Below are 23,622 nucleotides of genomic sequence, written 5' to 3'. Positions count from 1 at the left end.
CGAACTGATGGTCGTCGGAGATGTCACAACCGGAACGGACGTGCTGGTCGTCGGTGCCGGACCCGCGGGCTACGTAGCCGCGATCCGGGCCGGTCAGCTCGATCTGGACGTAACGCTCGTCGAAAAGGACGCCTACGGCGGGACCTGCCTGAACGACGGCTGCATCCCCTCGAAGGCGCTGATCACCGCGACCGACGTCGCCCACGAGGCGGAGACCGCCGAGGAGATGGGGATTCACGCCGACCCCGCGATCGATCTCGCCAAGATGATGGAGTGGAAGGACGAGGTCGTCGGCCAGCTTACGGGCGGCGTCGAGAAGCTCTGTAAGGCCAACGGCGTCAACCTGCTCGAGGGAACCGCGACCTTCGCCGACGAGAACACCGTCCGGGTCTCTCACAGCGGCGAGGGGCAGGGCTCGGAAACCCTCGAGTTCGAACACGCCATCGTCGCGACGGGCTCTCGACCGATCCAGATTCCCGGATTCGACTACGGCGACGAGCCCGTGCTCGACTCGACGCAGGCGCTGGCGCTCGACTCCGTGCCCGACTCGATGGTTATCGTCGGTGCCGGCTACATCGGGATGGAACTGGCCGGCGTCTACGCCAAACTCGGCACCGACGTGACGGTCATCGAGATGCTCGACGGCATCCTGCCTGGCTACGACGACGATCTCAAACGGCCGGTCAAGCAACGCGCGAACGATCTCGGGATCGACTTTCACTTCGGCTACGCGGCCTCGGAGTGGACCGAGACGGGCGACGGCATCCAGGTCGTCGCCGAGGCAGCCGAACAGGCTGCGGCCGACGGTGGGAGCGAGGCGCGTGGCGCCTCGGAACAAGCGAACGGCGAAGCCGCGAGCGGAGAGGACGAGACGCTCGAACTCGACGCCGAGAAGGTGCTCGTCGCCGTCGGCCGCGAACCGGTCTCGGACACGCTGAACCTCGAGGAGGCCGGCGTCGAGACCGACGACCGCGGCTTCATCCAGACGGATTCGCGCACGCGATCGAACGTCGAGCACATCCTCGCCGTCGGGGACGTGGCCGGCGAACCGATGCTCGCCCACAAGGGGAGCACGGAGGGTCAGGTCGCGGCCGAGGTAATCGCCGGTGAGCCGTCGGCGGTCGACTACCAGGCGATGCCGGCCGCGGTCTTTACCGAACCCGAGATCGGTACGGTGGGGATGTCCGAAGCCGAGGCCGAGGAGGCCGGCTTCGAAACCGTCGTCGGCAAGTTCCCGTTCCGGGCCAGCGGCCGGGCGCTGACGACCGGCGAGTCGGACGGGTTCGTCAAAATCGTCGCCGACGACGAGCAGGGCTACGTACTCGGCGCACAGATCGTCGGCCCGGAAGCGTCCGAACTCATCGCCGAACTCGGCCTCGCGATCGAACTCGGCGCGACCCTCGAGGACGTCGCGTCGACGGTCCACACGCATCCGACGCTCTCGGAGGCCGTGATGGAAGCCGCCGAGAACGCGCTCGGCCACGCGATTCACACGCTGAACCGCTGACTCGGTACCGACGGCCGAGTCGCCACCCTCTTTTTGACCAAACTGGTTCGAAACGGCCAGAAACTGATCGCGCGTTTCCCGACAGGTGGGAACTGACTTAACAACCCTTTATTAGTCGGCTCCAACGGACGCATGTGACCAGGACCTCCAACACGCCCTCCGGTATTCGACGCCGAACCGTCCTCTCGATCGCTGGCACGGGCGCGCTCGGCGCACTGGCCGGCTGTACGTCCGCGCTATCGGGCAACGATGGCGGTGTCGAGAGCGACGACAGCGACGATGAAGAAGAGGCCGATAACGGACCGCTAACCGATTACCCCTACACCGCACCGCCCCAGATCGTCGACGTCGCGGAGCAGGGGTACGAGTCGACGCTGCGAACCGTCGCAGCTCGTCACGAACTCGTCACCGAGGCGGCGTCCGGTGGTCCCGTCGAACTCCCCGAGGTGTGGGCCTGGCAGGCGGACGACCTCGAGCCATCGGTTCCCGGTCCCGTCTACCGTATGCAGGAAGGCGATACGTTCGAACTCACCTACGACAATAGCGAGCACAACCGACCCCACACCGTTCACGTCCACGCGGTCGGCAAGACGTGGGCGGACGACGGTGCCCCTGTCACCAACCGGACCCAGGTGAACGCCGGCGAGAGCCACACCTACACACTTCACGGCGACGTCCCGGGGACGCACGTCTACCACTGCCACTACCAGACGCAGAACCACCTCGACATGGGGATGTACGGAATTATTCGGGTGGATCCCGAGGACTACAACCCGCCGGACCGGGAGTACTTCTTTACGCTACGGGACTGGGACACCCGTCTCCACGACCGCGAGGCCGGCGGCGACTCCGATTACAGCCCGTCCGAGCGGTCCTCGAACGCCTACACGATCAACGGCCGGAGCGCACCGACGACGTTCCACCCCGAACTGGGCTCGCCGCTGATCGTCTCCGAGGGCGAGACGGTCCACCTGAACATCGCGAACCACGGCTACGAGAGCCACCCCTTCCACACGCACGGCCACCGGTTTACGGTCATCGAGAAGGACGGGTCGCCGATTCCGGAGTCGGCCCAGCACGAGGAAGACGTGATCAACATTGCCCCCGCCGAACGGTACACCCTCGAGTTCGAGGCCAATGCTGATCCGGGTATCTATCCGGCCCACTGCCACAAGGTACACCACGTTACGACCGAAGACGCCTACCCGGGTGGCATGGCAACTGCGATCGTCTACGAGGAAGCGATGGAGACCGAGGAGTTCGGCGAAATCATGGACGATGCAGGATACGACGGCTAACCGGTTTTGGTTGTCGTCTTACTGAACGTACAGCGAGTAGGCGATCACGAGAAAGCCCGCGAGTACCAGCAGACTCTCGAGGAGGACGCCCGTCGCGAGCGAGACGCCGAGAATTTCGTGGAGAACGCCGGCCAGGACGAACCCAAGCGTAACGATGCCGAAGCCTGCCGTCAGGTAGCCGAGTGCCGGCTGACGCGTTCGGCGGTAGGCCTTGAACGAGAAGTACGTGATTACGCTTCCGACGACGAGAACGAGCGTCTTGACGATTGCCAGTGCGAGCGCGATTTCCATTTCAGTCAGTGGTAGAGTCATGTCTCCTTTCGCACCTCGGACCACAGTTCGGCGAGTCGTTCGTCCGCTGTCCGCGCCGGGCGGTCGATCTGAACTGACAGCGTTCGGTCGTCATCGAGCGCGAGCGTGATTTCGTCGAACGCGATCGAGTACTTGCTCGCGTGGTGGCCGTCCCGACGGATCTCGGTCGATTCCTCGAGTAACGTCGACTCGGTCAGTACCTCGAGCTTCCGATACAGCGTCGATTGGGGGATCTCACACCGCGCGTTGAGCTCCGACGCCGTCATCGGCTCCTCGAGGTTCCGAATGATCTCTCGGCAGTCAGGGTCGTCCAGCGCAGAACAGATCACTTCCGGAGACGGCGATGATTCCGAAGTGATCGGGTCCCGGACCATTCGTCTTGCTGTTGTAACGCGGGTGGTTTATCGGCATCGATGCAGACGTGAAAGCCGGCACGTGTGGTACTCTCACCGACCTCGCCCAGTGGGTCTCGAGAACCGACGGACGCGTCTTGCGACTCGAAGCCTTCTTGCGCGTGCGCGCTCGTAGTGCGAAACGCGCGGGTATCATTCGGTCCGACCGTACCTGCGAGGGAGGAATGAGCGGCCGACCTCCGCCCGCGCGATATTCTGATCGACGAGCGACCGCTCGAGCAACGGCTGGGGATTTATACGTGTCACACTGGTGACTGTCCAGTGGAAAACCGTGCCATGGTATCGGGTTTCGACCTCTATCCAGTTCGACGGTATTATATGTGTACCCGGCATTCGATACTAATGCGAACGACGTGGCGCAAGCCGCCACGTCCCCTCCGGCCGTTTCCCGGCACGGAGGCAGGTCATATATCCGTACCCTTCGGTCGTCGGTCCGATCCGACGACCTTATCCGTACGAGGGCACTCGAATTTGGATGTGTTCGTGGCCGGCTTTGCCGGTCACGACGATCCGATGCCCTTATACGTAACTGGGCACTCAGATTGGATTGCAAACGTCCACGCCGGATGCGGTTTTCGGCGCGGGAGCGATCCGTTGCCCTTAAGTGTATACGGGGGTTCGGATGCAATGTAAGACGTGATCGACGGAGCGTTCAACTCGCTCCGTCATCTCGGGCTGACGTAGCTTCGAAGGGGTTAAGTACTCCTCGGCGCTTACGAATACGTCCGAAGGAAATGAGGATCCTACCCCTGCGGTCCGCCGTACAGATGGGATCTGATGTTAGCCTTGGTAGTTCGGTGACGCCCGATCGGTCCGCGATCGTGGTCGATCCGAACGTGGACCATAGCAAGTGAGTGTGTATTCATTACATACTCCGCCAAACCCCCCGGCTCTGCCGGGGAAGAGCACTCCGGTTGATCCTGCCGGAGGCCATTGCTATTGGAGTCCGATTTAGCCATGCTAGTTGCACGAGTTTAGACTCGTAGCAGATAGCTCAGTAACACGTGGCCAAACTACCCTACAGAGCGCGATAACCTCGGGAAACTGAGGCTAATAGCGCATACGGCTCATCACCTGGAGTGGTGTGAGCTCGAAACGCTCCGGCGCTGTAGGATGTGGCTGCGGCCGATTAGGTAGACGGTGGGGTAACGGCCCACCGTGCCAGTAATCGGTACGGGTTGTGAGAGCAAGAGCCCGGAGACGGTATCTGAGACAAGATACCGGGCCCTACGGGGCGCAGCAGGCGCGAAACCTTTACACTGCACGCCAGTGCGATAAGGGGACTCCAAGTGCGAGGGCATAGAGCCCTCGCTTTTCGTGACCGTAAGGTGGTCACAGAATAAGTGCTGGGCAAGACCGGTGCCAGCCGCCGCGGTAATACCGGCAGCACGAGTGATGGCCGCTCTTATTGGGCCTAAAGCGTCCGTAGCTGGCCGCGCAAGTCCATCGGGAAATCTCTCCGCCTAACGGAGAGGCGTCCGACGGAAACTGCGTGGCTTGGGACCGGAAGATCCAGAGGGTACGTCCGGGGTAGGAGTGAAATCCTGTAATCCTGGACGGACCACCGGTGGCGAAAGCGCTCTGGAAAGACGGATCCGACGGTGAGGGACGAAAGCTCGGGTCACGAACCGGATTAGATACCCGGGTAGTCCGAGCTGTAAACGATGTCTGCTAGATGTGGCACAGGCTACGAGCCTGTGCTGTGTCGTAGGGAAGCCGTGAAGCAGACCGCCTGGGAAGTACGTCCGCAAGGATGAAACTTAAAGGAATTGGCGGGGGAGCACTACAACCGGAGGAGCCTGCGGTTTAATTGGACTCAACGCCGGACATCTCACCAGCATCGACAGTATGCAATGAAGGTCAGTGTGATGAGCTTACTGGAGCTACTGAGAGGAGGTGCATGGCCGCCGTCAGCTCGTACCGTGAGGCGTCCTGTTAAGTCAGGCAACGAGCGAGACCCGCACCCTTAATTGCCAGCAATACCCTTGTGGTAGTTGGGTACATTAAGAGGACTGCCAGTGCCAAACTGGAGGAAGGAACGGGCAACGGTAGGTCAGTATGCCCCGAATGTGCTGGGCAACACGCGGGCTACAATGGTCGAGACAGTGGGACGCTACGCCGAGAGGCGACGCTAATCTCCGAAACTCGATCGTAGTTCGGATTGAGGGCTGAAACTCGCCCTCATGAAGCTGGATTCGGTAGTAATCGCGCTTCAGAAGAGCGCGGTGAATACGTCCCTGCTCCTTGCACACACCGCCCGTCAAAGCACCCGAGTGAGGTCCGGATGAGGCCCCTGTATAGGGGTCGAATCTGGGCTTCGCAAGGGGGCTTAAGTCGTAACAAGGTAGCCGTAGGGGAATCTGCGGCTGGATCACCTCCACAGATCGGGACTGGGGCGTTGCCCCAGCCCACCTAACAGCGGTTCCACGTTCGGTCGACCCATTACGGGCCGACTGGGCACCTTTGAACTACCAAGGCTAACATTACGCTCCCGTCCGCCTCGATCGAGGCGGACGGGGTGGGCCCATAGCTCAGCGGTAGAGTGCCTCCTTTGCAAGGAGGATGCCCAGGGTTCGAATCCCTGTGGGTCCATGTCTCGGTGCGATTCGAAGCAAACCACTCCCCTTAAGTGGGAGAGGGCGCTACGAATCAATCCGAACGAACCGATGCACCAGCCCGCGCAAGTGTGGCTGGGAAGGGTTAATGCAGGCTTGCCGTCTACAAGCGTGCAAATGAGACCGTGTGTACGTGTAGTCCAGGCGTCCACTGGACCCGTTCCCGGGTCACTCTACGGTTGCAACGCCGCGTTGCAACCCCGATCCGACGAACGTGGCTACTGTGCCAGCTGGTGGATCGCTCGGCTTGAGAGCTGAAGAAGGACGTGCCAAGCTGCGATAAGCCCAAGGGAGCCGCACGGAGGCAAAGAACTTGGGATCTCCGAATGGGAATCCCCACCGCAATTGCTTCGCGCAATGGGGAACGTCGAGAATTGAAACATCTTAGTATCGACAGGAAAAGAAAACGTAACGTGATGTCGTTAGTAATGGCGAATGAACGCGATGAAGTCCAAACCGAAGCCCTTACGGGCAATGTGGTGTTCGGACTGACGATCACTTCCCGAAACGCAACACGAAGTCTCCTGGAACGGAGCACGATACAGGGTGACAGTCCCGTACTGTTGACGAGTAAGGAACGAGTCAGCTCCAGAGTAGCGGGGATTGGATATTCCTCGTGAATGTTGCAGGCATCGACTGCAAAGACTAAACACTCCTCAAGACCGATAGCGAACAAGTAGCGTGAGCGAACGCTGAAAAGCACCCCGAGAAGGGAGGTGCAATAGGGCGTGAAATCAGTTGGCGATAGAGCGACGGGGCACACAAGGTCCTGATCAAAACGAACTGGGTGCGAACCCATAGTAGGACGATCAGGAAGCCGGTGTTCCGTCGTACGTTTTGAAAAACGAACCAGGGAGTATGCCTGTTTGACGAGTCTAACCGGATTATCCGGGGAGGCGTAGGGAAACCGACAGGGCCGCAGCACTTTGTGTGAGGGCCGCCGTGTTCAAGCGCGGGGAGTCAAACGGGCATTACCCGAAACTGGATGATCTAGGCGTGAGCAAGATGAAGCGTGCCGAAAGGCACGTGGAAGTCTGTTAGAGTTGGTGTCCTACAATACCCTCTCGTGACTTACGTCTAGGGGTGAAAGGCCCATCGAATCCAGAAACAGCTGGTTCCAACCGAAACATGTCGAAGCATGACCTCCGCTGAGGTAGTTCGTGAGGTAGAGCGACGGATTGGGGGACCGCACTCCGAGAGGAGTGCGCCCCCCTGTCCAACTCCAAACTTACGAACGCCGTTCGACGCGGGGAGTCCGGTGCACGGGGTAAGCCTGTGTACCGTGAGGGAGACAACCCAGAGCTGGGTTAAGGTCCCCAAGTGTAGACTAAGTGCGATCGAAGGTGGTCTCAAGCCCTAGACAGCCGGGAGGTGAGCTTAGAAGCAGCTACCCTCTAAGAAAAGCGTAACAGCTTACCGGCCGAGGTTTGAGGCGCCCAAAATGATCGGGGCTCAAGTCTACCACCGAGACCTAGCAGCACCACTCAACTGGTGATCTCGTAGGTTGGCGTTCTGTTCGGGCGGAAGCATGGCTGAGAAGTCGTGTGGACCGTTCAGTAACGAAAATCCTGGTCATAGTAGCAGCGTTAGTCGGGTGTGAACCCCGACGGCCGAATGAGTAAGGGTTCCTCAGCAATGCTGATCAGCTGAGGGTTAGCCGGTCCTAAGTCAGCCCGTAAGTCGAAGCTGACAACAGGGAAATAGGTTAATATTCCTATGCCAGTGTGTACTCAAAGCCAACGCTTTGGGGCCGCCTCTGCCGGGCACTCGCCCGGTCGAACAGTCGAAATTCGTGGAAGCCGTAATGGCACGAAGCGAACGAATGGCTGGATAGCGCAAGAGAGGTCAACCTAGAGCCCGTGAAAAGGCGAACACACTGTCCGTACCGAGATCCGACACAGGTACTCATGGCGGCGAAAGCCAAGGTCTGTCGGGATCAACCGACGTTAGGGAATTCGGCAAGTTAGTCCCGTACCTTCGGAAGAAGGGATGCCTGCCTCGGAAAGAGGCAGGTCGCAGTGACTCGGGCGCTCCGACTGTCTAGTAACAACATAGGTGACCGCAAATCTGCAAAGACTCGTACGGTCACTGAATCCTGCCCAGTGCGGGTATCTGAACACCCCTTACAAGGGGACGAAGGACCCGTTAACGGCGGGGGTAACTATGACCCTCTTAAGGTAGCGTAGTACCTTGCCGCTTTAGTAGCGGCTTGCATGAATGGATCAACGAGAGCGCCACTGTCCCAACGTTGGGCCCGGTGAACTGTACTTTCCAGTGCGGAGTCTGGAGACCCCCAAGGGGAAGCGAAGACCCTATAGAGCTTTACTGCAGGCTGTCACTGAGACGTGGTCGCCATTGTGCAGCATAGGTAGGAGGCGTTACACAGGTAGCCGCGCTAGCGGCCCACCGAGCCATCATTGAAATACTACCCGATGGTGACTGCGACTCTCACTCCTGGCGGAGGACACTGGTAGCCGGGCAGTTTGACTGGGGCGGTACGCGCTTGAAAAGATATCGAGCGCGCCCCAAGGTTTCCTCACCCGAGTCGGAGACTCGGGAAAGAGCGCAAGAGCATACGGAAGCCTGACAGTGTCCGGCACAACGACGGACGCTGACGCGAAAGCGTGGTCTAGCGAACCAATTATCCTGCTTGATGCGGGAAATTGCTGACAGAAAAGCTACCTTAGGGATAACAGAGTCGTCACTCGCAAGAGCACATATCGACCGAGTGGCTTGCTACCTCGATGTCGGTTCCCTCCATCCTGCCCGTGCAGAAGCGGGCAAGGGTGAGGTTGTTCGCCTATTAAAGGAGGTCGTGATGGGTTTAGACCGTCGTGAGACAGGTCGGCTGCTATCTATTGGGGGTGTTACGGTATCTGACGGGAACGTTCGTATAGTACGAGAGGAACTACGAATGGGTGCCACTAGTGTACCGGCTGTTCGAAAGAGCACGTGCCGGGCAGCTACGCACCACGGGGTAAGAGCTGAACGCATCTAAGCTCGAAACCCACCTGGAAAAGAGATACCATCGAGATCACTCGTAGAAGACGAGTTCGATAGACTCGGGGTGTACGTGCCAAGGCAACGAGGCATTGAGCCCGCGAGCACTAACCGATCGAGCCACACAATCATAACCGCATTCGGATCAACAGTACCCGCGAACGGGTCCGGACGCAAACTGGACTACACATACACACGGTCACAAGCCACCGATATTGGCATGATCACGGTTCGATTCCGTGAATCGGCGTTACGGCGGCCACAGCGGCGGGGTTCCTCCCGTACCCATCCCGAACACGGAAGATAAGCCTGCCTGCGTTTCGGTCAGTACTGGAGTGCGCGAGCCTCTGGGAAATCCGATTCGCCGCCTCCACTCATACTTTCGTTCATTCCGCGCCCGATCAGCGGTCGCGCCCTCCGTGGGGTGGTTTTGCCACTTCCACGTTTCAACGCCCGCACGGAGCACCAGCTTCGTGCGGGTTCCTGTATTTCAATATCACTCAGCGTACGCAGTTTCGTCTCGCTGGGCCGTACCGCTATGTTTAAACGAACGCAGTAACAACACTAAACTGCGCCAAGGTGGCAGAGTCCGGCCGAACGCAGCGGCCTGCAGAGCCGCCCACCGCCGGTTCAAATCCGGCCCTTGGCTTCTTTGCCGCGAGCAAATTCACGAGCGGCAGAACCAGACAACGGACTCGAACCCTGGAGGAGCGAAGCGAAGTCCCTCCGGTTCGAATTCGGTCCTTAGCTTGATATCGTAACTCGTTTGTGAGCGACAGCTCCGTTTCGATTCTTTGTTTGGAGCGTGTTCTCGGACGAACGTAGAACGTGAGACGTCACAGTCGAAACCTTCCAGTCCGTTCACTTCGCTTTTGATTCTCCGAGGTAACGGACTGTTAACTACAGGTCGTGCTTCGGAAATGTGACCTCCGGCGTTGAATCACACCGGTGAGATCACTGTGACTGTCAATGGAGTTAACTGCGTTTTACCGTATCACCCAACGGGGAATAATTCTGATCCCTAATCATGTTGGTGTCCGTGATGGTGTACCTGGCATAGAGACTTTTAGTAACGTCACCCGTTCGAGTTCAACTCCTAATTCCGCGACCTGGGGGCGATCGTTCGCAACCACTCATTGCGACGGATCAATGTCGGATCGGGTATGACGTACGATGGTTCACACGGATTATACGAGTATACCCGCCGGACTGTGTATCCTCTTCCCGTTGTTCGTGTCGTGTGTTCCTGTATTCAAATGTCGCCAATTTCGGTGCTGTCGGTTCACGGTATCGTTCGCTGACAGAAACCGAACTGGACGCGATTTGAACTACGCCAAGACGTTCCAGATTGTTCGCTTCCCGGGTTGCGACTTGTCTATTTCAAATCGCTCGTGACGGTTCTGCCGCTCGCAAGTTTGCTCGTGGCAAAAGCGGGCCGGGCGCGATTTGAACACGCGACCGTCTGGTTAAAAGCCAGACGCTCTGCCAGACTGAGCTACCGGCCCTTCGTTTCCTACTATCGGTGAGTAGTGGTTAAACGTTTCTTTCTCGGTGTGGATACGACGGCGATTACTCGAAGTACACCTCGAGTGCAGTCGTCACGAGTTCGCCGGGTTCGACATCGTCGATGGAAGCACGACGCCGGAGGTCCCGATACGTCTCTGGTGAGAGCGTCACGTCGATTCGGCCGAGTTCGACGTCGTACTCTCCGAGCGCCTGCTCGATAGGGGTACCATCGTTGATAGCACTGGCAACGCTCCGGACCTCGCGGACGGTGAGGCTGCCGTCGAGGGTTGCCCAGGCGAGCAGGAGACGGGCCTCGCCGGCGACGCGAGCGATGTGTTTGGCGGCTGTCGGCGCGATCTGGCCGAGTGCGACCTGTTTGCGGACCGACCGCGGCAGGTCGTGAACGCGGGCCCACTTTCGAATGAACGAGATGGTCGCGTCTCCTCCCGCGCGCTCGGCTGCGGCCTTGTACGACCCCTCTCCGCGGACGAGTGCGGCACAGGCGGCGGCGCCGCGAAGCATGTAGAGGTGATCGTCCGCGATTTCGCCGCTGGCGAACTGGTGGACGGTTTCGGCGGCGTTGGCGAGGCTGTCTGGATCGTCGGGATCGAACTGGACGGCCTCGCGGGCGTGCGTTCCGGCAACCGATTCGTCACCCCGGATGACTGGCGTGCCAACGGGCGACTCACGGTCTGTGGGAACGAATCGACCGCGTTTGTCGCGGTCGTCAGCGTTCTCGCGGGGCCGGTTGTCGGTCATGACTCCTGGTAGGGGTGGCGCAGTCAAAAAGGGCGATGCTACGGTAAGTATCTCGATCAGTTTCCGCGTTTCTCTGCGAGGTGCTCCCAGATTTCCGTGCAACCGGCGCCTTCCTCGATGTCGTCGAGGTGAGAGTCGTCACGCTCGTCGTCTTCCTCGGATGTCTCTGCCGTGTGCTCGACCGCGTCAGTCATGGAACCCCCTTCGGAGTCCGTAGGGATAAGTGGCGCTTCGGCTGCAAGCGATACCCGTGCTCTGTCCTAGAGGTGACTTCTGCCGTTATCTCGGACGTCGATGGCAACGAAATAACATCGTGACGAGGTGATTCCGCTGATGTGCCGTTCCCGAGAGCAGATCCTCTCGGTCGGATCGTGTGCGAACGAATTCGATGGCTCCGTTTTTTCGGACTGAATCGATTCGGGTGCCGGTACTGGAAGACGGCACGTTCGGACTGCTGGGGCAGTCGTTACCGGCGTCCGCGAACGGGCGTGTTCATCGAGTTTGACCCTTCGACCCTTCCGGCCGGTCGGAGGAGGAAAAATAATCGTTCTGGTAGATGAAATCGTCTTCACGCGGACTGTCGCGGATCGAATTTTTGAAGTGTGGTAAAAATCACCGGTAGATGGGGTGCTGGGGATGCGGTAATATCTTCCAGCTGTCAGCTTGTCCGAGTCCTCCGACGCGGATGGGCGGATGGCCCGGTAGCATCCCGAGTCGGGGATCACCGGCCGAAGAAGCCGTCGTGCTCCTCGAGAAGTTGCGGACGACGTTCTCGAGTTCTTCACGGGCCGTCGACTCACGGTCGGACACTGCCCGCGCGAGGCCGGGGCGTCGCTCCGCTCGGTATCGGTCCGCACTGCAATCCGCTCGAGAAACTCGTCGCAGTCGAACTCGCGGCTCTCCTTGTCGCTGTCGGTGAGGGGCCGTCGAACCTCTCGTGGCAGTACAGCGCGAGGTCACCTGTCCACCGGTAATGCGCTCCGCGAGGGTGTGGAGTATCGCAGCGTCGCTTCCGGGAGTTCCGCGTCGACACTTCGGGAAGGCTCCCCCGTGACGATACTGTAGCTCTCCTGATCGTCCAGCAACTGGACGGGCTCGAAGACGACGTCGAACGCTCCAGGGGGCTGTCTCGTGTGCGATCTCAACCGATTCGTCACGGTCGAGTCGACGGGCTCGGTTGATGCGATCTGCTCGAGGAGGTCGGTTCCGTCTGCAGCCTTTCGAATCACCACCACGGTTGCCCGGTGGACGCTGTCGGGTGATCGAGAGTGAGTGCGCTGCGTGCACCTACAGGGTGGCTCGTAGGGCGTCACTCGAGTCGATACCGGCTTCGGCGTCGTATCGTCTGGTACGGCAACGATCCTCTCGGACGGCGTTCTACCGGCACAGACGCTCCGAATGCGACGATCCCAGTATCGCCTGCCCTCGCAGGGACGCGACTTTTTCTCCCGGATAGCGGAACCACTGTTGGTCGAACCATGAGCGTCGATACAATTCACGATCTGTTCGAGCACGGCCTCGAGGACATCTACCACGCCGAACACGAACTGCTCGATGCGCTCGAGGATCTCGAGCAGCACACCGAACGCGAGGAGATCTCCGAGGCGTTCGCCGAGCACCGCGAGGAGACGGAGGGCCAGATCGATCGACTCGAAAAGGTCTTCGAGATGTTCGGCGAGCCGCCCGAAAAAGAGGAGTGCGAAGGGATCCAGGGGCTGATCCAGGAGTACGAGGAGTTCACCGAGGAGGACCCGTCCCAGGAAGTGCTCGACTACCACAGCATGGCCGCGGCGGAGAAGACCGAGCACTACGAAATCGCCGCTTACGGAAACCTGATTCCGCTCGCGGATCAGCTCGGATTGGACGACGCAGCCGACCTCCTGGAGGAGAACCTCCGTGAGGAACAGGACGCACTCGACGAGTTGAAGGAACTGACCGAGTCCTTCGAGATTGACGCGATTCCGGCCGAGTAACCCCATGACTGACGACACGGACGAGAACGAAACCGAGGAGAAACAGACCCGGCGGAACTGAGGACAAGCAGCCGACCACCTCTTCCGACGAGGACAAGGACGACGACGAGGAAGACGAGACGTAGCTCGTTTCGGTCCGAACTTTTCGTCGTGACGAATCAACCGGTCGGGAAGAACCGTCAGTCCGATGTCGTGGCGTTCGATTGCGGATCGAACTCGATTTGGTCGACATCGGCGACGGTGATCCGGTATCCCGCGTATTCGAAGGAGACGGAGAGGTGATCGGTGCTGTGTTCGAGGGGTTGTGCGAGCGCATCCGGATCGACCCGCTCGTACAGCGGCGGGAGACCGTCGAAGTCGGCGCCCGTTCGATGAGAAGCGTCGAGACGGCACCGCTGACCCCTCCTGAGAGATCGTCACCGACGCTCCGTCGGCGTGTGGCTGATCCGTCATTTCACCGAAAAGAGACGGACGCCGTCGAGGTGAATCTCGATCAACGTTTCGTCGTCGCCCTCGTGAACGATGCAGGCGATACGGGCCGATGAGTGGACTGAACCGCTTCGACCGCGTCCGCAGGTGAAGTACCGCTGACGGAGAAGGACTCGAGTATCGTCTCGTCGGATCGCTGAATCGCGCGTTCTCCCCGGATCGGTTACCGCTCTTCGCTCGAGACGTCGACTACACGTTTATCGAGGTCCCGAACCTCGAACATCAGTTCGACGCCGCCGCTCCGGGAGCGAGCCAGCGTGGTTCGGACGCGCTTCCGGCCGAGGGGTATTACGCCTACAAGCGCTGTTTTCCAGTCTGATAGGAAATCGATCATTACTATTGTGTTTCACGGTAACATATGACCTATCTATACGATGATGCAGCTCGTGTGAGTCTACGATGGCAGATGTTCCGACAAAAACGGCTCGAGCGGAGTGGGGAACGCGTTTCGGGTTCCTGATGGCGATGATCGGCGCCATGGTCGGCGCTGGAAACATCTGGCGATTCCCGTACGTGATGGGGAACAACGGTGGTGGTGCGTTCGTCCTCGCGTTCCTCGTCCTCCTGTTCGTCCTCGCGGTTCCCGGACTGATGGCCGAAGTCGCGCTCGGCCGGTACACGAACAAGGGGGTTATCGGTGCGTTCCGTGACGTCGTCGGCCGCGGCGGGATGGTCGGTTTCGGGGTCGTCGTCCTCTTGGTGAACATCGCACTGATGTCGTACTACTCGCCGGTGATCGCCTGGACGCTGTACTACGCGGTCCACTCGTTGCTCTTTACGTTCACGGCACCCGGATTCGAGGCCGAACCGTTCATGATGGGGCTCTTCGACAACGCGGCGCTGATGATCGGGCTCCACACGGTCGTGATGGGCTCGATTGCCGCGATACTCGCGCTCGGTATCCGGCGGGGGGTCGAGCGAATCGTCGTGTACGCCGTGCCTGCGCTGGTGCTCGCACTCGTCGTGATGGCTATCCGCGGACTCACGCTCGACGGCGCGAGTGAAGGGATCGCCTTCGCGTTCACGATCCAGTGGGAGTACCTGACGTTCAGCGACACCTGGATCGCCGCGCTCGGACAGGCGCTGTTTTCGACCGGCCTCGGCTGGGGGATCGCCCTGACGGTCGGCAGCTACCTGCGGGAGTACGACGACGTCCCGTTGGGCGGTGGCGTATTCACTGCGATCGGCGAGTCGAGTATCGGTATCCTCGCGGCACTCGCTATCTTCCCGATCGTCTTCGCCGTCGGCATCGAACCCGACGTCGGCGCTGGACTGGCGTTCATCTCGCTGGTGGAGGTCTTCCCCGAGATCCCGCTGGGCGGGTTCGTTGCCGTCCTCTTTTTCATCGGCTTCTTCCTCGCGACGTTCACTTCCGGGCTGTTGATCACCGAAGTGAGCGTCACGACGCTGGCCGAGGAGACGCGCTTCGATCGAACCCAGACCGTCCTCGGCGTCTGCGGCGGTATCTGGCTGCTCGGCCTACCGAGCGCGTACTCCGTGGACGTTCTCGACTACCTGGACTTCGTCTTCGGCAACTGGGGGCTGCCGCTGGCGACGCTCATGATCATCGGAATCATCGGCTGGGTGATGGGGCCCGAGCGCCTGCGCCTGCTCGCGGTCAACCAGAACGCCGGCATCCACATCGGCCGCTGGTGGAACCCGGTCATCAAGTACGTTATTCCGGCCGTAATGCTGTTCATCATGGCCTACTTCGCCTGGGAGAACTTCGGCACCACGGAGATGATCGGCGGCATGCTCGTGCTCGTGCTGTTCCCGATCATCGGCTACGCGCTCATGTCCGTTCTCGAGGGTCGTGGCGGCGAACCGGATACCGCTGGCGTCACGAGGGGTGACGACTGATGGCGCTGACCGCCGAAGTCCTCGGGATGCTCGCGTTCACCCTGCTGGCGTTCTACGGCGTCGCCGGCTGGGCGCTCGCCCGCACCCTGCGTCAGGAGGACCGAAAGGTCGAGATCCTCAAACGCCAGAAGCGGATGGATACCTACTCGCCGGCGGCGCTCGCGGAACTGCGCGAGTGGATCGAGAACAATCCGAACGACCCGCTGGTCGACGAGGCCCGGCAACAACACAACGAGTGCGTCGACGCACTGGTGCAGACCGACAGGCACTTCTACGACTGGTCGAGCGAAGAGATCGACCGCCTCGACCGCGTCTGAGCCGGACCCGCCGTCACCTCTTTTACGTCTCGACACGGTAGTGACGGGTGTGACAACCCCGGTTCCGACGAGCCACAACGACAGCGGGTTTTCGATCCGGCCCGTAGAACGCGCCGACCTGCTCGCGGTCACTCGCATCGAGAACGCGTCGTTCGCTCAACCCTGGCCCTACGACGCGTTCGAACGGTTCGTCGAGGAACCGGGATTTCTCGTCGCGGTCGGCGGACACGGTGGGATCACGGGGTACGTCGTCGCCGACGTGACGCGAAACTACGGTTGGGATCTCGGCCACATCAAGGATATCGCCGTCCACCCCGACCGACGCGGCGCTGGCGTCGGTTCCGCGCTGCTGTCGCAGGTACTCCCCGTCCTCGCGGCGCACGGCGCCGACTCGGTCAAACTCGAGGTACGAGAGTCGAACGACGGCGCGAAACGCCTCTACCGAAAGTTCGGTTTCGAGGGGCTTCGACGGGTTCCGGGATACTACAACGACGAGGATGCGATCGTGATGCTCCGGAAACTCGAGTGAGCCTCGGGGTGCGAGGACGTTTTACCGCCGGCGTTCGTACGGGCGGCTATGGGATACGTCTGCCCGGTCTGTGACGTCGAAGAGGCCGACGCGGTCCACCTCGCGAACCACCTCGCCGTCACCGCCTCGCTCGGCCGCCAGGACCACCGCGCCTGGCTCGAGGAACACGCCCCCGATTGGGCCGACTGCGGGCCCGAGGAACTCGGCGAAATCCTCGCCGAGCGCGCGACCGAGATCGAGACGCCCGAGTTCGACGACCGCGCACACGACCCCGGCCGCCCGCCGGCGCTCGAGGACGAACTCTCCCGCCAGGCGAACCAGCCGGGTCGCGGCGCGATGACGGCCGAAGCCGAGAGCGTGCTAGAGGAGGCGCGCGAGATGACCCGTCAGATGGAGGCCGCTGATTCTGCGGACGAAGCGAACGCGGACGAGTCCGGCGACGAAAACGAAAACGCGTAACTGCCCGTCCGTCGACCGATCGTATATGCACACGGTGGGGACGTTCACGTTCGAGTCGATCGAGGAGGCACGCACGCAGTACCAGTCGGTCGGCCCCGCGGCACAGACGGTCGTCCGCGAGGTCGCGAAGTCGATGGAGTTCGACCGCGAGGAGTACGACGAGCGCGTTAGCGGCGACGTCGTCGAAACCGCCCGCGACGCGCTCTTCGCGAGTCTACTCGAGGTCGCCGTCGGCTCTCGCGAGGAGTACGAGCAGTGGCGCGGGTCCTTCGACGGCGAGGTGACCGAAGTCGGCCACGAGCGCGTCGACCGCGTCGTCTGGCACGCCGGGCCGACCGGCGACGCCGTCGCGGCGACCTTTCAGGACGAAGAGGACGCTGCGGTCGCCACGCTGCGACGGCAGGCGTTCGGCCGGATCTACCGGGAACTCGCGGAAGAGACGGACTGAACGGAGCGGTCGCGTCGGCGCGCGACCGCGGGGACGTCGAAGCGGGTCGCCGTCGTGGAGTTCGTCGGGACGGTCGAGACGGGCGTCCGCTCGAGCGCGGCGCGTCGGAGACCATACCGTCGCCCACGTTCGGAACGCGAGCAACGGGCTGCCGGATCGTCGGCGCCGAACGGAGCATCGAACGAGACGGCACCTATTACACCCTCGAGAACGCAGCCTCTCACCATGACCGAGCCCGACGAGTGGGAGCTACTCGAGGAAGTGACCGAGTACGAGACGCCCTGGTACGACGGGGGGTACGATCGGCTCGTCCAGCCCGACGGGAGCGAGAAACAGTACTATTGGGCGGACCTGCCGCCCGCGGTCGTCGTGGTCGCCCGGATCGACGCCGACGTGCTCGAGAGCGCGGAGGTCGACGAGGACGGCGACCGCCTGCTGTTCGTCGAGCAGTACCGTCCGACGATCCGCGAGACTCACCTCGAACTTCCCGCGGGAATCGTCGAGGACGGCGAGTCCTACACGCGGGCCGCCGCTCGCGAACTCGAGGAGGAGACCGGTTTTCGTCCCGCGAGTACGTCGCTGCTGCAGGAGTACGCCGTCGCGACCGGCGTGCTCCGCCACGACCGCGGTATCGTCTACGCCGAGGGGCTCGAACCCGGCGAACGCGAACTCGACAGCAACGAGTTCCTCGAGGTGACGACGGTGCCGGTCGACGGCGCCCTCGAGCGCGCCCGCGAGCAGCCGGCGAACGACTCGACGATGACCGCGCTGTTGCTCGCGAAGGAGGACGGCCTGCTCTAACGAGGGACGCTCGAACCGATGTCGACCCGTGGGGCTTATTCACGCGGCGTTCTAACTCGCAAATCATGGACGGCGAAATTTCGACCGAGGAGGTCAAGGAACTCCTCGAGGACGGCGCCGACGTTCGCGTCGTCGACATCCGCGACGAGCACAGCTTCGAACACAGCCACATCCCCGACAGCGAGAACCTGCCGTTCCACGAACTCTCGGGCCGTATCGAGGATCTCGAGGGTGCCGAGCGCATCGTCACCGTCTGCCCGCACGGCGAGGCGAGCGTTCAGGCCGCCAGGCTCATCGGCTCCTACGAGGGGACGGCCGACGCGACGGTCGAGAGCATGGCCGGCGGTCTGGAGGAGTACGGTATGAAGTACGGACTCGCTCGAGAGGAAGAGAGCGACGCCGACGAGTCCGCGAACGCCGAGTCTCCGTTCTGATCGGTCTCCGTTCGGACCCGTATTCCGTCTTCGAGGCGTTTTTCAGCAGCCACTGCCTTGTCAGTTATCGGGAAATTCGTCAGCGCGACGGAAAATCGATGCCGGGCGGTACGTGCTGCGGTCGCGGGTTCGGAAGTCGTCTCAGATCATCGCGGGCTCAGGCGACGTTGAAGCCGCGATCCCGAAGGAAATCCTCGATGCGGCCGGTGTGGTTGCCCTGGAGTTCGATCTGGCCGTCCTCGACGGTTCCGCCACAGGCGAACTTGGACTTGAGATCCGACGAGAGACTGTCCAGATCGACGTCCTTCGGATCGAATCCTTCGACGATCGTTACCTCTTTACCGTATCTGCGCTCGTCAATGCGGATGTTGAGTTGCTGTTGTCCCTTGGCCACGTCCTCACAGACGCAAAGCTCTTCAGGCAGCCCGCACGTCGAGCAGACTTCCGACATTACATCCGATGGTACGAAATGGGCATATTAAACACTATCGGGACCTACATCGCGTCGTGCGATTCTTTTTGAGGGAAAGGAGGTTAGCGGAACCGACGGAGGATCGGCAGCCGCTCTCGAGCGAGTTCGTCGACGGTCGTGATCGCCTCGTCCGCCGCCTCTCGATCGACGCCGCCGCCGTAGGTCGCCCGCTCGTAGGCTTCCGCGACCCGTTTTGCGCGCGGATCGACTGCCTCCTCGGCCGACAGCGCCGCCAGGTACTGTCGGCTCGACTCCGCGCGGCGTCGGGGCCGATACTCGCGTGCGAGCAGTCGCTCGAGTCGACGATACGCGTGGCGGGCGTCCGCGTCGGGGTCGCCCCGGCGGCCGTGTCGGTACAGCCGGAACTCCCGACGGACCTGGGTCGTCGCGTCGGTTCGGCGGACGCCGGCTACCAGTCCGACGAGTGCGACGAATCCGACGGCGAGTTGCTCGCGCGTGACCGCGACGAGTTCGCTCAGATCTCGGTTGCCATCACCGTCGCCGCCGCCGTCGTCGACGCCGGATCCGTCATCTGTGTCGTCGCTCGGATCGTCGTCGGTATCGGGCGAGTCGTCGTTGGGATCGGTGTCGTTCGTCGACTCGTTCGGCTCGTCGTCGCGTTCGCTCTCGGACTCGTTTTCGTTCTCGTCCTCGTCGTCGGAGATCGGAACGTCCTCGCTCTCCTCCGTGTCGACGTCGTCGCGGCCGTCCTCGCGAGCCTCCTCGAGGCGGTCGTTGTGGACGTTCTCACGGGCGTCACCGGGAGTCGGTTCGAACGCGACCCAGCCGTGGCCGGGGAAGTAGACCTCGACCCAGGCGTGGGCGTCCAGCCCGCGGACGACGTACGTGTCGTCGTCGACCTGCTGACCGGTGGTGTAGCCGGTGACGTACCGGGCCGGAATCTCCTCGCTCCGCAGCATCTGGACCATCGTCGTCGCGAAGTAGACGCAGTAGCCCTCGTCCATCTCGAACAGGAACTCCTCGGCGACGTTGCCCGAGGGCTGGTCGACCTCGAGCGAGTACCCCTTCGACGTGCGGAGGTACTGCTCGATCGCGACGGCCGCGTCGTAGCGGGTCTCCGCGCCCTCGGTTACCTCGGCGGTGTGCTCTTCGAACTCGCTCGAGGTGTCCTCCGGCATCTGCAGGTAATCGTGCTCGTCGGTCACGTACTCGGGATCGTCCGTCCCCGCCGCTCGAAGTTCGTCGGGATCGGGATCGATCACCGCGCTCTCGACGATGTACTCGTCGCCCTCGACGAGCGTATCGGCCGGCTGGGGCTGGCCGTGACTCGAGACGTCGGCGTATCTCACCGGCGGTCCCTCGAGTCCGACCTGCTGGGGCGCGCCGGGGAGGACGCCGAGTTCCGTTTCGGCGGTAATCCGCTGCGTCGTCGTCTCGTGTTCGCCCGGCGGCGCGCCGATCCGGCCGTCGTACTCCTCGGTCTGGCCCGATCGGATCCACTCGTCGCCTGCGAACCGGTCGTAGACGCCGGTTCGCCAGTAGGAGTGCTCCTCAGCCTCGACCGTGAACCGGACCTCCGGCGAGAGGTCGACCCGGCCGCCGATCCCCGACTGTTCGTCCGAGGTGTCGATCGTCCCCTCGAGGGTCCCGCTGCCTCCGTCCGCGAACGCCGGACCGCTATCGTCGCCGGGGAGGAACGTCACCGACAGCGAGAGCACGATGATCGCCGCGAACAGCACGGCGAGCAGGTCAGCCTGTGCGATCGAGCCGCCGCGGCGCTCGAGTTCGCCGAAGCCGACGGCGCCGATCGCGCCGACCGTCCCGAGCAGGGTGATCGTCGTTCCCGCGTCGCCCGTGAGGACGAGAAACAGCAGCGCGCCGCTCGCGGGGAGGACGCTCAGCGCGTACCGCCCGCGCAGCGCGAGATACCACGAGAGGAAAGCGGGGCCGGGTGCGAATCCGAGCGTCCAGAGACCGACTTCGACCATTCGAAGGAGCGGGAGGCCGGTCGCGAGCGCGGCGGTGTCGGAAACGAGCGCTCCGCTCGCCGCGAGCGCGACACCGACGCCGGCGCCGGTCGCTTCGAAGTAGTAGGTGAAGCCGACGGTGACGGCCACGACGGTCGCTATCGTCGCGGTCCGGGGCCGGATCGTCCGCGCGAGCACCGTCGCCGCGACGATCATCGCGCCGACGAGCAACAGCAAGGACTCGGTTCCGCCGACGACTCGAGTCACCTCCCGCAGAACGTAAACGTACGAGGCGATCAGCACCGCGACGCAGCCGAGTGCGAGCAGACGGAACGGGTCGGGATCGATCGGCGAGTCGAGGTCGACCCCGACGGTTCGCCCGCGCGACTCCGTGCTCATGCGGCAACCCCTCGCGAGGAGCCGCCGTCGGGGGTGGTCTCGCGATCGGTGCGAGTCTCATCTCCGGCGGCACCGCGAAGCCGATCGAACGGGATCTCGTATCCGTCGACGACGACTACCGTCCCGTTCGCGTCGGACTGGATCAGCACGTCCGCTTCCGTCCGGTCCCGGTCGTCGAGTTCGCGGCCCTCGAGAACGGCGAGCAGTCGAAGGAGCGACCGGTGGTGCTCGCGGCCGGTGCTCGACGGACGACGGTCGTCCGCGAGGGTGAGACCGACGTCGACCTCGAGTTCGAGCAGGTAGGTCGCGACGCTGGCGGCGGCGCCCGCTAGTTCGTCCTCGCGACCGGGGATACACTCGGCGGCGATCGTCGCCGACCCGCTCGTCTCGTCGGCGGCGAACTCCTTGACGACCAGTTCGTCGCCCGGCCGCTTGGCGGCGGACTTCCAGTGGACGTCCCGGAGCGGGTCGCCGCGCTGGTACTCCCGGAGGTGGTCGAACTCCTCGCGATCCTCACGCCTCGCGACGTCGGCGAGCAACTCGAGGTCGCGGTTCGTCCCCTCGCGCAGGTCGTAGACGCGCGGGTAGACGAGGACGTTCGTCGTCTCCTCGTACTCGAACCGTCGCTCACAGAGACCGAAGACGTCGCCGACGGTGACCGACAGCGGGCCGATCCGGCGTTCGCCTCGCCCCTCGAGGGTGAGGTCGTACTCGAACTCGGTTTCACCCTCGAGGGTCGTCTCTGCAGCGGCGCCCGACGCCGAGAGCCCGTCGCCGACGTCGTCGCGGACGGTCGCCGCGACGCTCGAGTCGGTTTCGATCCCGACGGCTACCGTCCGGCGCTCGCCGATGAACCCCTCGGAGACGGGGAGCCGTCTCGTTCGCGGACGCTCGGCGCGGACCGTCGTGAGCACGCCGGCGAACAGGACGACGAGCAGCGGCGTGACGACGGCGTCCAGCGCTCGAGGGCCGTACTGCCAGCTCATCGTGATACCGAACGCGACGACGGCGACGACGGCCCATCCCCGGCTCGTGAGTCTCATGTGACGCGGACGTACTCGAGTGCGTCCTCGACGATCGACGCGCCGTCCCGGTCGCGGCCGTCGGTCTTGATGCGGTGACTCAACACGACGGGTGCCTCCGTCTGAACGTCGTCCGGAATGACGTACTCTCGGCCGTCGGTGACCGCGCGGGCCTGGGCGGCTCGCAGCAGCGAGATCGCCGCCCGGGGGCTCACGCCGATGTCTGCGTGTTCGCGGGTGTACCCCGCCAGTCGCGTCGCGTACTCCCGAATCGGCTCTTCGACGCGAACGCCGGCGACCGTCTCGCGGGCGCGAACGAGCGTCTCGAGGTCGGTCACCGGCTCGAGCGAGTCGATCGGGTGGTGGCCGACCGCTCGCCCGAGCAGTTCGGTCTCCTCGTCGGCCTCGGGGTAGCCGAGGGTGAGCTTCTTCATGAAACGGTCGACCTCGGCGAACGGCAGCTCGTAGGTCTGGTTCGGCTCGACGGCGTTCTGGGTCGCGATGACCGTAAACGGGTCCGGAAGCTCTCGCGTCGTTCCGTCGACGGTCACCTGTTGTTCGGCCATCGCCTCGAGCAGCGCCGACTGGGTCTTCGGCGGCGCGCGGTTGATCTCGTCGCCGAGGACGACGTTGGCGAAGACGGGTCCCTCGTTGAACTCGAACTCTCGCGTCTTCTGGTTGAAGACGTTGACGCCGGTTACGTCCGCGGGGAGGAGATCGGGCGTAAACTGGACCCGGCGAAACCTGCAGTCGACGGACCTCGCGAGCGAACGAGCGAGCATCGTCTTGCCGACGCCGGGGACGTCGTCGAGCAGTACGTGACCGCGTCCCAGAATCGCCGTGATCACGTGCTCGATGGCGTCGTCGTGACCGACGATCACGCGCGAAACGTTCGCTTCGACGTCGGAGCAGAGAGATTCGATAGCGGATACCGGAAGGGTGTTCGGGGTGTGCGGTTCGCGGCCAGTCGCGGATGTCGGGTTGGCGTCAGTCATGGCTCAAAACGATCTTCACGGGGGACCCAGCCGAATTGCTCATCAGTACGTGTTCTATGAGTTAGAACTATATGTTTTGTGTCGGT

Annotated in this window: 20 protein-coding genes, 3 tRNA genes and 3 rRNA genes; 15 read left to right on the top strand and 11 right to left on the bottom strand. The window is 62.5% G+C overall.

Annotation, left to right across the window (positions count from 1 at the left end):
- Nucleotides 1-7: 7 nt before the first annotated feature.
- Both NED97_RS18400 and NED97_RS18395 read left to right on the top strand, forming a co-directional pair.
- Nucleotides 8-1,507, top strand: coding sequence for a dihydrolipoyl dehydrogenase (locus NED97_RS18400; RefSeq protein WP_252488461.1), 1,500 nt, complete (start codon nt 8-10; stop codon nt 1,505-1,507).
- Nucleotides 1,508-1,641: 134 nt separating this feature from the next.
- Nucleotides 1,642-2,805: a multicopper oxidase domain-containing protein gene (locus NED97_RS18395; protein WP_382207455.1), complete on the top strand. Its 1,164-nt coding sequence runs from the start codon at nt 1,642-1,644 to the stop codon at nt 2,803-2,805.
- A gap of 18 nt (nt 2,806-2,823) precedes the next feature.
- Here NED97_RS18395 and NED97_RS18390 read toward each other — a convergent pair whose 3' ends face one another.
- Both NED97_RS18390 and NED97_RS18385 read right to left on the bottom strand, forming a co-directional pair.
- Nucleotides 2,824-3,117 (bottom strand): DUF7521 family protein, encoded by a 294-nt coding sequence (locus NED97_RS18390; protein ID WP_252488460.1) that lies wholly within the window; start codon nt 3,115-3,117, stop codon nt 2,824-2,826.
- Entirely contained in the window at nt 3,114-3,491 is a 378-nt protein-coding gene (locus NED97_RS18385; RefSeq protein WP_252488459.1) for a winged helix-turn-helix domain-containing protein, read from the bottom strand. Before NED97_RS18385 ends, NED97_RS18390 begins: the two co-directional genes overlap by 4 nt.
- A 946-nt stretch (nt 3,492-4,437) precedes the next feature.
- Between NED97_RS18385 and NED97_RS18380 the strand changes: the two genes are divergently transcribed.
- The 5 genes from NED97_RS18380 (at nt 4,438) to NED97_RS18360 (ending at nt 9,794) form a co-directional block, all read left to right on the top strand.
- Nucleotides 4,438-5,910: ribosomal RNA gene (locus NED97_RS18380) — 16S ribosomal RNA — on the top strand.
- Between the two features lie 140 nt (nt 5,911-6,050).
- A tRNA-Ala gene (locus tag NED97_RS18375) sits at nt 6,051-6,122 on the top strand.
- A gap of 232 nt (nt 6,123-6,354) precedes the next feature.
- Nucleotides 6,355-9,274 (top strand): 23S ribosomal RNA (locus tag NED97_RS18370).
- Nucleotides 9,275-9,396: 122 nt separating this feature from the next.
- Nucleotides 9,397-9,518, top strand: a 5S ribosomal RNA gene (gene rrf / locus NED97_RS18365).
- The 16S, 23S and 5S rRNA genes sit together here with 2 tRNA genes alongside, the layout of an rRNA operon.
- A 200-nt stretch (nt 9,519-9,718) precedes the next feature.
- Nucleotides 9,719-9,794: transfer RNA gene (locus NED97_RS18360), tRNA-Cys, on the top strand.
- Nucleotides 9,795-10,576: 782 nt separating this feature from the next.
- Here NED97_RS18360 and NED97_RS18355 read toward each other — a convergent pair.
- The 3 genes from NED97_RS18355 to NED97_RS18345 all read right to left on the bottom strand — a co-directional run bounded on the left by NED97_RS18355 (nt 10,577) and on the right by NED97_RS18345 (nt 11,604).
- Nucleotides 10,577-10,650 (bottom strand) — tRNA-Lys (locus tag NED97_RS18355).
- A 64-nt stretch (nt 10,651-10,714) separates the two neighbouring features.
- A complete protein-coding gene (locus tag NED97_RS18350; protein WP_252488458.1) occupies nt 10,715-11,410 on the bottom strand; it encodes a DUF7119 family protein in 696 nt (231 codons plus the stop codon).
- 56 nt (nt 11,411-11,466) lie between these two features.
- Nucleotides 11,467-11,604, bottom strand: coding sequence for a hypothetical protein (locus NED97_RS18345; RefSeq protein ID WP_252488457.1), 138 nt, complete (start codon nt 11,602-11,604; stop codon nt 11,467-11,469).
- A gap of 1,284 nt (nt 11,605-12,888) precedes the next feature.
- Here NED97_RS18345 and NED97_RS18340 point away from each other — a divergent pair.
- Complete coding sequence (locus NED97_RS18340; RefSeq protein WP_252488456.1) at nt 12,889-13,383, top strand: ferritin-like domain-containing protein; 495 nt, start codon at nt 12,889-12,891, stop codon at nt 13,381-13,383.
- 179 nt (nt 13,384-13,562) lie between these two features.
- Here the strand turns inward: NED97_RS18340 and NED97_RS18335 are convergent, their stop codons facing one another.
- Nucleotides 13,563-13,721, bottom strand: a complete 159-nt coding sequence (locus NED97_RS18335; RefSeq protein WP_252490654.1) for a HalOD1 output domain-containing protein — start codon at nt 13,719-13,721, stop codon at nt 13,563-13,565.
- 314 nt (nt 13,722-14,035) lie between these two features.
- On the bottom strand, nt 14,036-14,206 hold the full coding sequence (locus NED97_RS18330; RefSeq protein WP_252488455.1) for a hypothetical protein: 171 nt from the start codon (nt 14,204-14,206) through the stop codon (nt 14,036-14,038).
- Between the two features lie 125 nt (nt 14,207-14,331).
- Between NED97_RS18330 and NED97_RS18325 the strand changes: the two genes are divergently transcribed.
- The 7 genes from NED97_RS18325 (at nt 14,332) to NED97_RS18295 (ending at nt 18,720) form a co-directional block, all read left to right on the top strand.
- Entirely contained in the window at nt 14,332-15,732 is a 1,401-nt protein-coding gene (locus tag NED97_RS18325; RefSeq protein ID WP_252490653.1) for a sodium-dependent transporter, read from the top strand.
- The gene (locus NED97_RS18320; protein WP_252488454.1) at nt 15,732-16,049 is read left to right on the top strand and encodes a hypothetical protein; all 318 of its coding nucleotides are present in this window, start codon (nt 15,732-15,734) and stop codon (nt 16,047-16,049) included. The genes NED97_RS18325 and NED97_RS18320 overlap by 1 nt, the downstream gene beginning before the upstream one ends.
- 49 nt (nt 16,050-16,098) lie before the next feature.
- Nucleotides 16,099-16,578 carry a ribosomal protein S18-alanine N-acetyltransferase gene (gene rimI, locus NED97_RS18315; protein ID WP_252488453.1) on the top strand — a complete coding sequence of 160 codons (480 nt, stop codon included), beginning with the start codon at nt 16,099-16,101 and terminating at the stop codon, nt 16,576-16,578.
- Nucleotides 16,579-16,626: 48 nt separating this feature from the next.
- Entirely contained in the window at nt 16,627-17,037 is a 411-nt protein-coding gene (locus tag NED97_RS18310; RefSeq protein WP_252488452.1) for a DUF5810 domain-containing protein, read from the top strand.
- A gap of 25 nt (nt 17,038-17,062) precedes the next feature.
- Nucleotides 17,063-17,485 (top strand): DUF5809 family protein, encoded by a 423-nt coding sequence (locus NED97_RS18305; RefSeq protein WP_252488451.1) that lies wholly within the window; start codon nt 17,063-17,065, stop codon nt 17,483-17,485.
- 225 nt (nt 17,486-17,710) lie between these two features.
- Nucleotides 17,711-18,286, top strand: a complete 576-nt coding sequence (locus NED97_RS18300; RefSeq protein WP_252488450.1) for an NUDIX hydrolase — start codon at nt 17,711-17,713, stop codon at nt 18,284-18,286.
- 65 nt (nt 18,287-18,351) lie between these two features.
- On the top strand, nt 18,352-18,720 hold the full coding sequence (locus tag NED97_RS18295) for a rhodanese-like domain-containing protein (protein WP_252488449.1): 369 nt from the start codon (nt 18,352-18,354) through the stop codon (nt 18,718-18,720).
- A gap of 157 nt (nt 18,721-18,877) precedes the next feature.
- Here NED97_RS18295 and yciH read toward each other — a convergent pair whose 3' ends face one another.
- From yciH to NED97_RS18275, 4 genes are all read right to left on the bottom strand, one after another.
- Nucleotides 18,878-19,171 carry a stress response translation initiation inhibitor YciH gene (gene yciH / locus NED97_RS18290; protein WP_005553381.1) on the bottom strand — a complete coding sequence of 98 codons (294 nt, stop codon included), beginning with the start codon at nt 19,169-19,171 and terminating at the stop codon, nt 18,878-18,880.
- Between the two features lie 83 nt (nt 19,172-19,254).
- A complete protein-coding gene (locus NED97_RS18285; RefSeq protein WP_252488448.1) occupies nt 19,255-21,519 on the bottom strand; it encodes a transglutaminase TgpA family protein in 2,265 nt (754 codons plus the stop codon).
- On the bottom strand, nt 21,516-22,562 hold the full coding sequence (locus NED97_RS18280) for a DUF58 domain-containing protein (RefSeq protein ID WP_252488447.1): 1,047 nt from the start codon (nt 22,560-22,562) through the stop codon (nt 21,516-21,518). Before NED97_RS18280 ends, NED97_RS18285 begins: the two co-directional genes overlap by 4 nt.
- Complete coding sequence (locus NED97_RS18275) at nt 22,559-23,536, bottom strand: AAA family ATPase (protein WP_252488446.1); 978 nt, start codon at nt 23,534-23,536, stop codon at nt 22,559-22,561. Before NED97_RS18275 ends, NED97_RS18280 begins: the two co-directional genes overlap by 4 nt.
- Between the last annotated feature and the right edge of the window lie 86 nt (nt 23,537-23,622).

It is taken from the genome of Natronococcus sp. CG52, from assembly GCF_023913515.1.
GTDB classification, from domain to species: Archaea; Halobacteriota; Halobacteria; order Halobacteriales; family Natrialbaceae; genus Natronococcus; species Natronococcus zhouii.
Note: the sequence above shows the minus strand (reverse complement) of the source record. Positions and strands in the feature narration are given on the sequence as shown.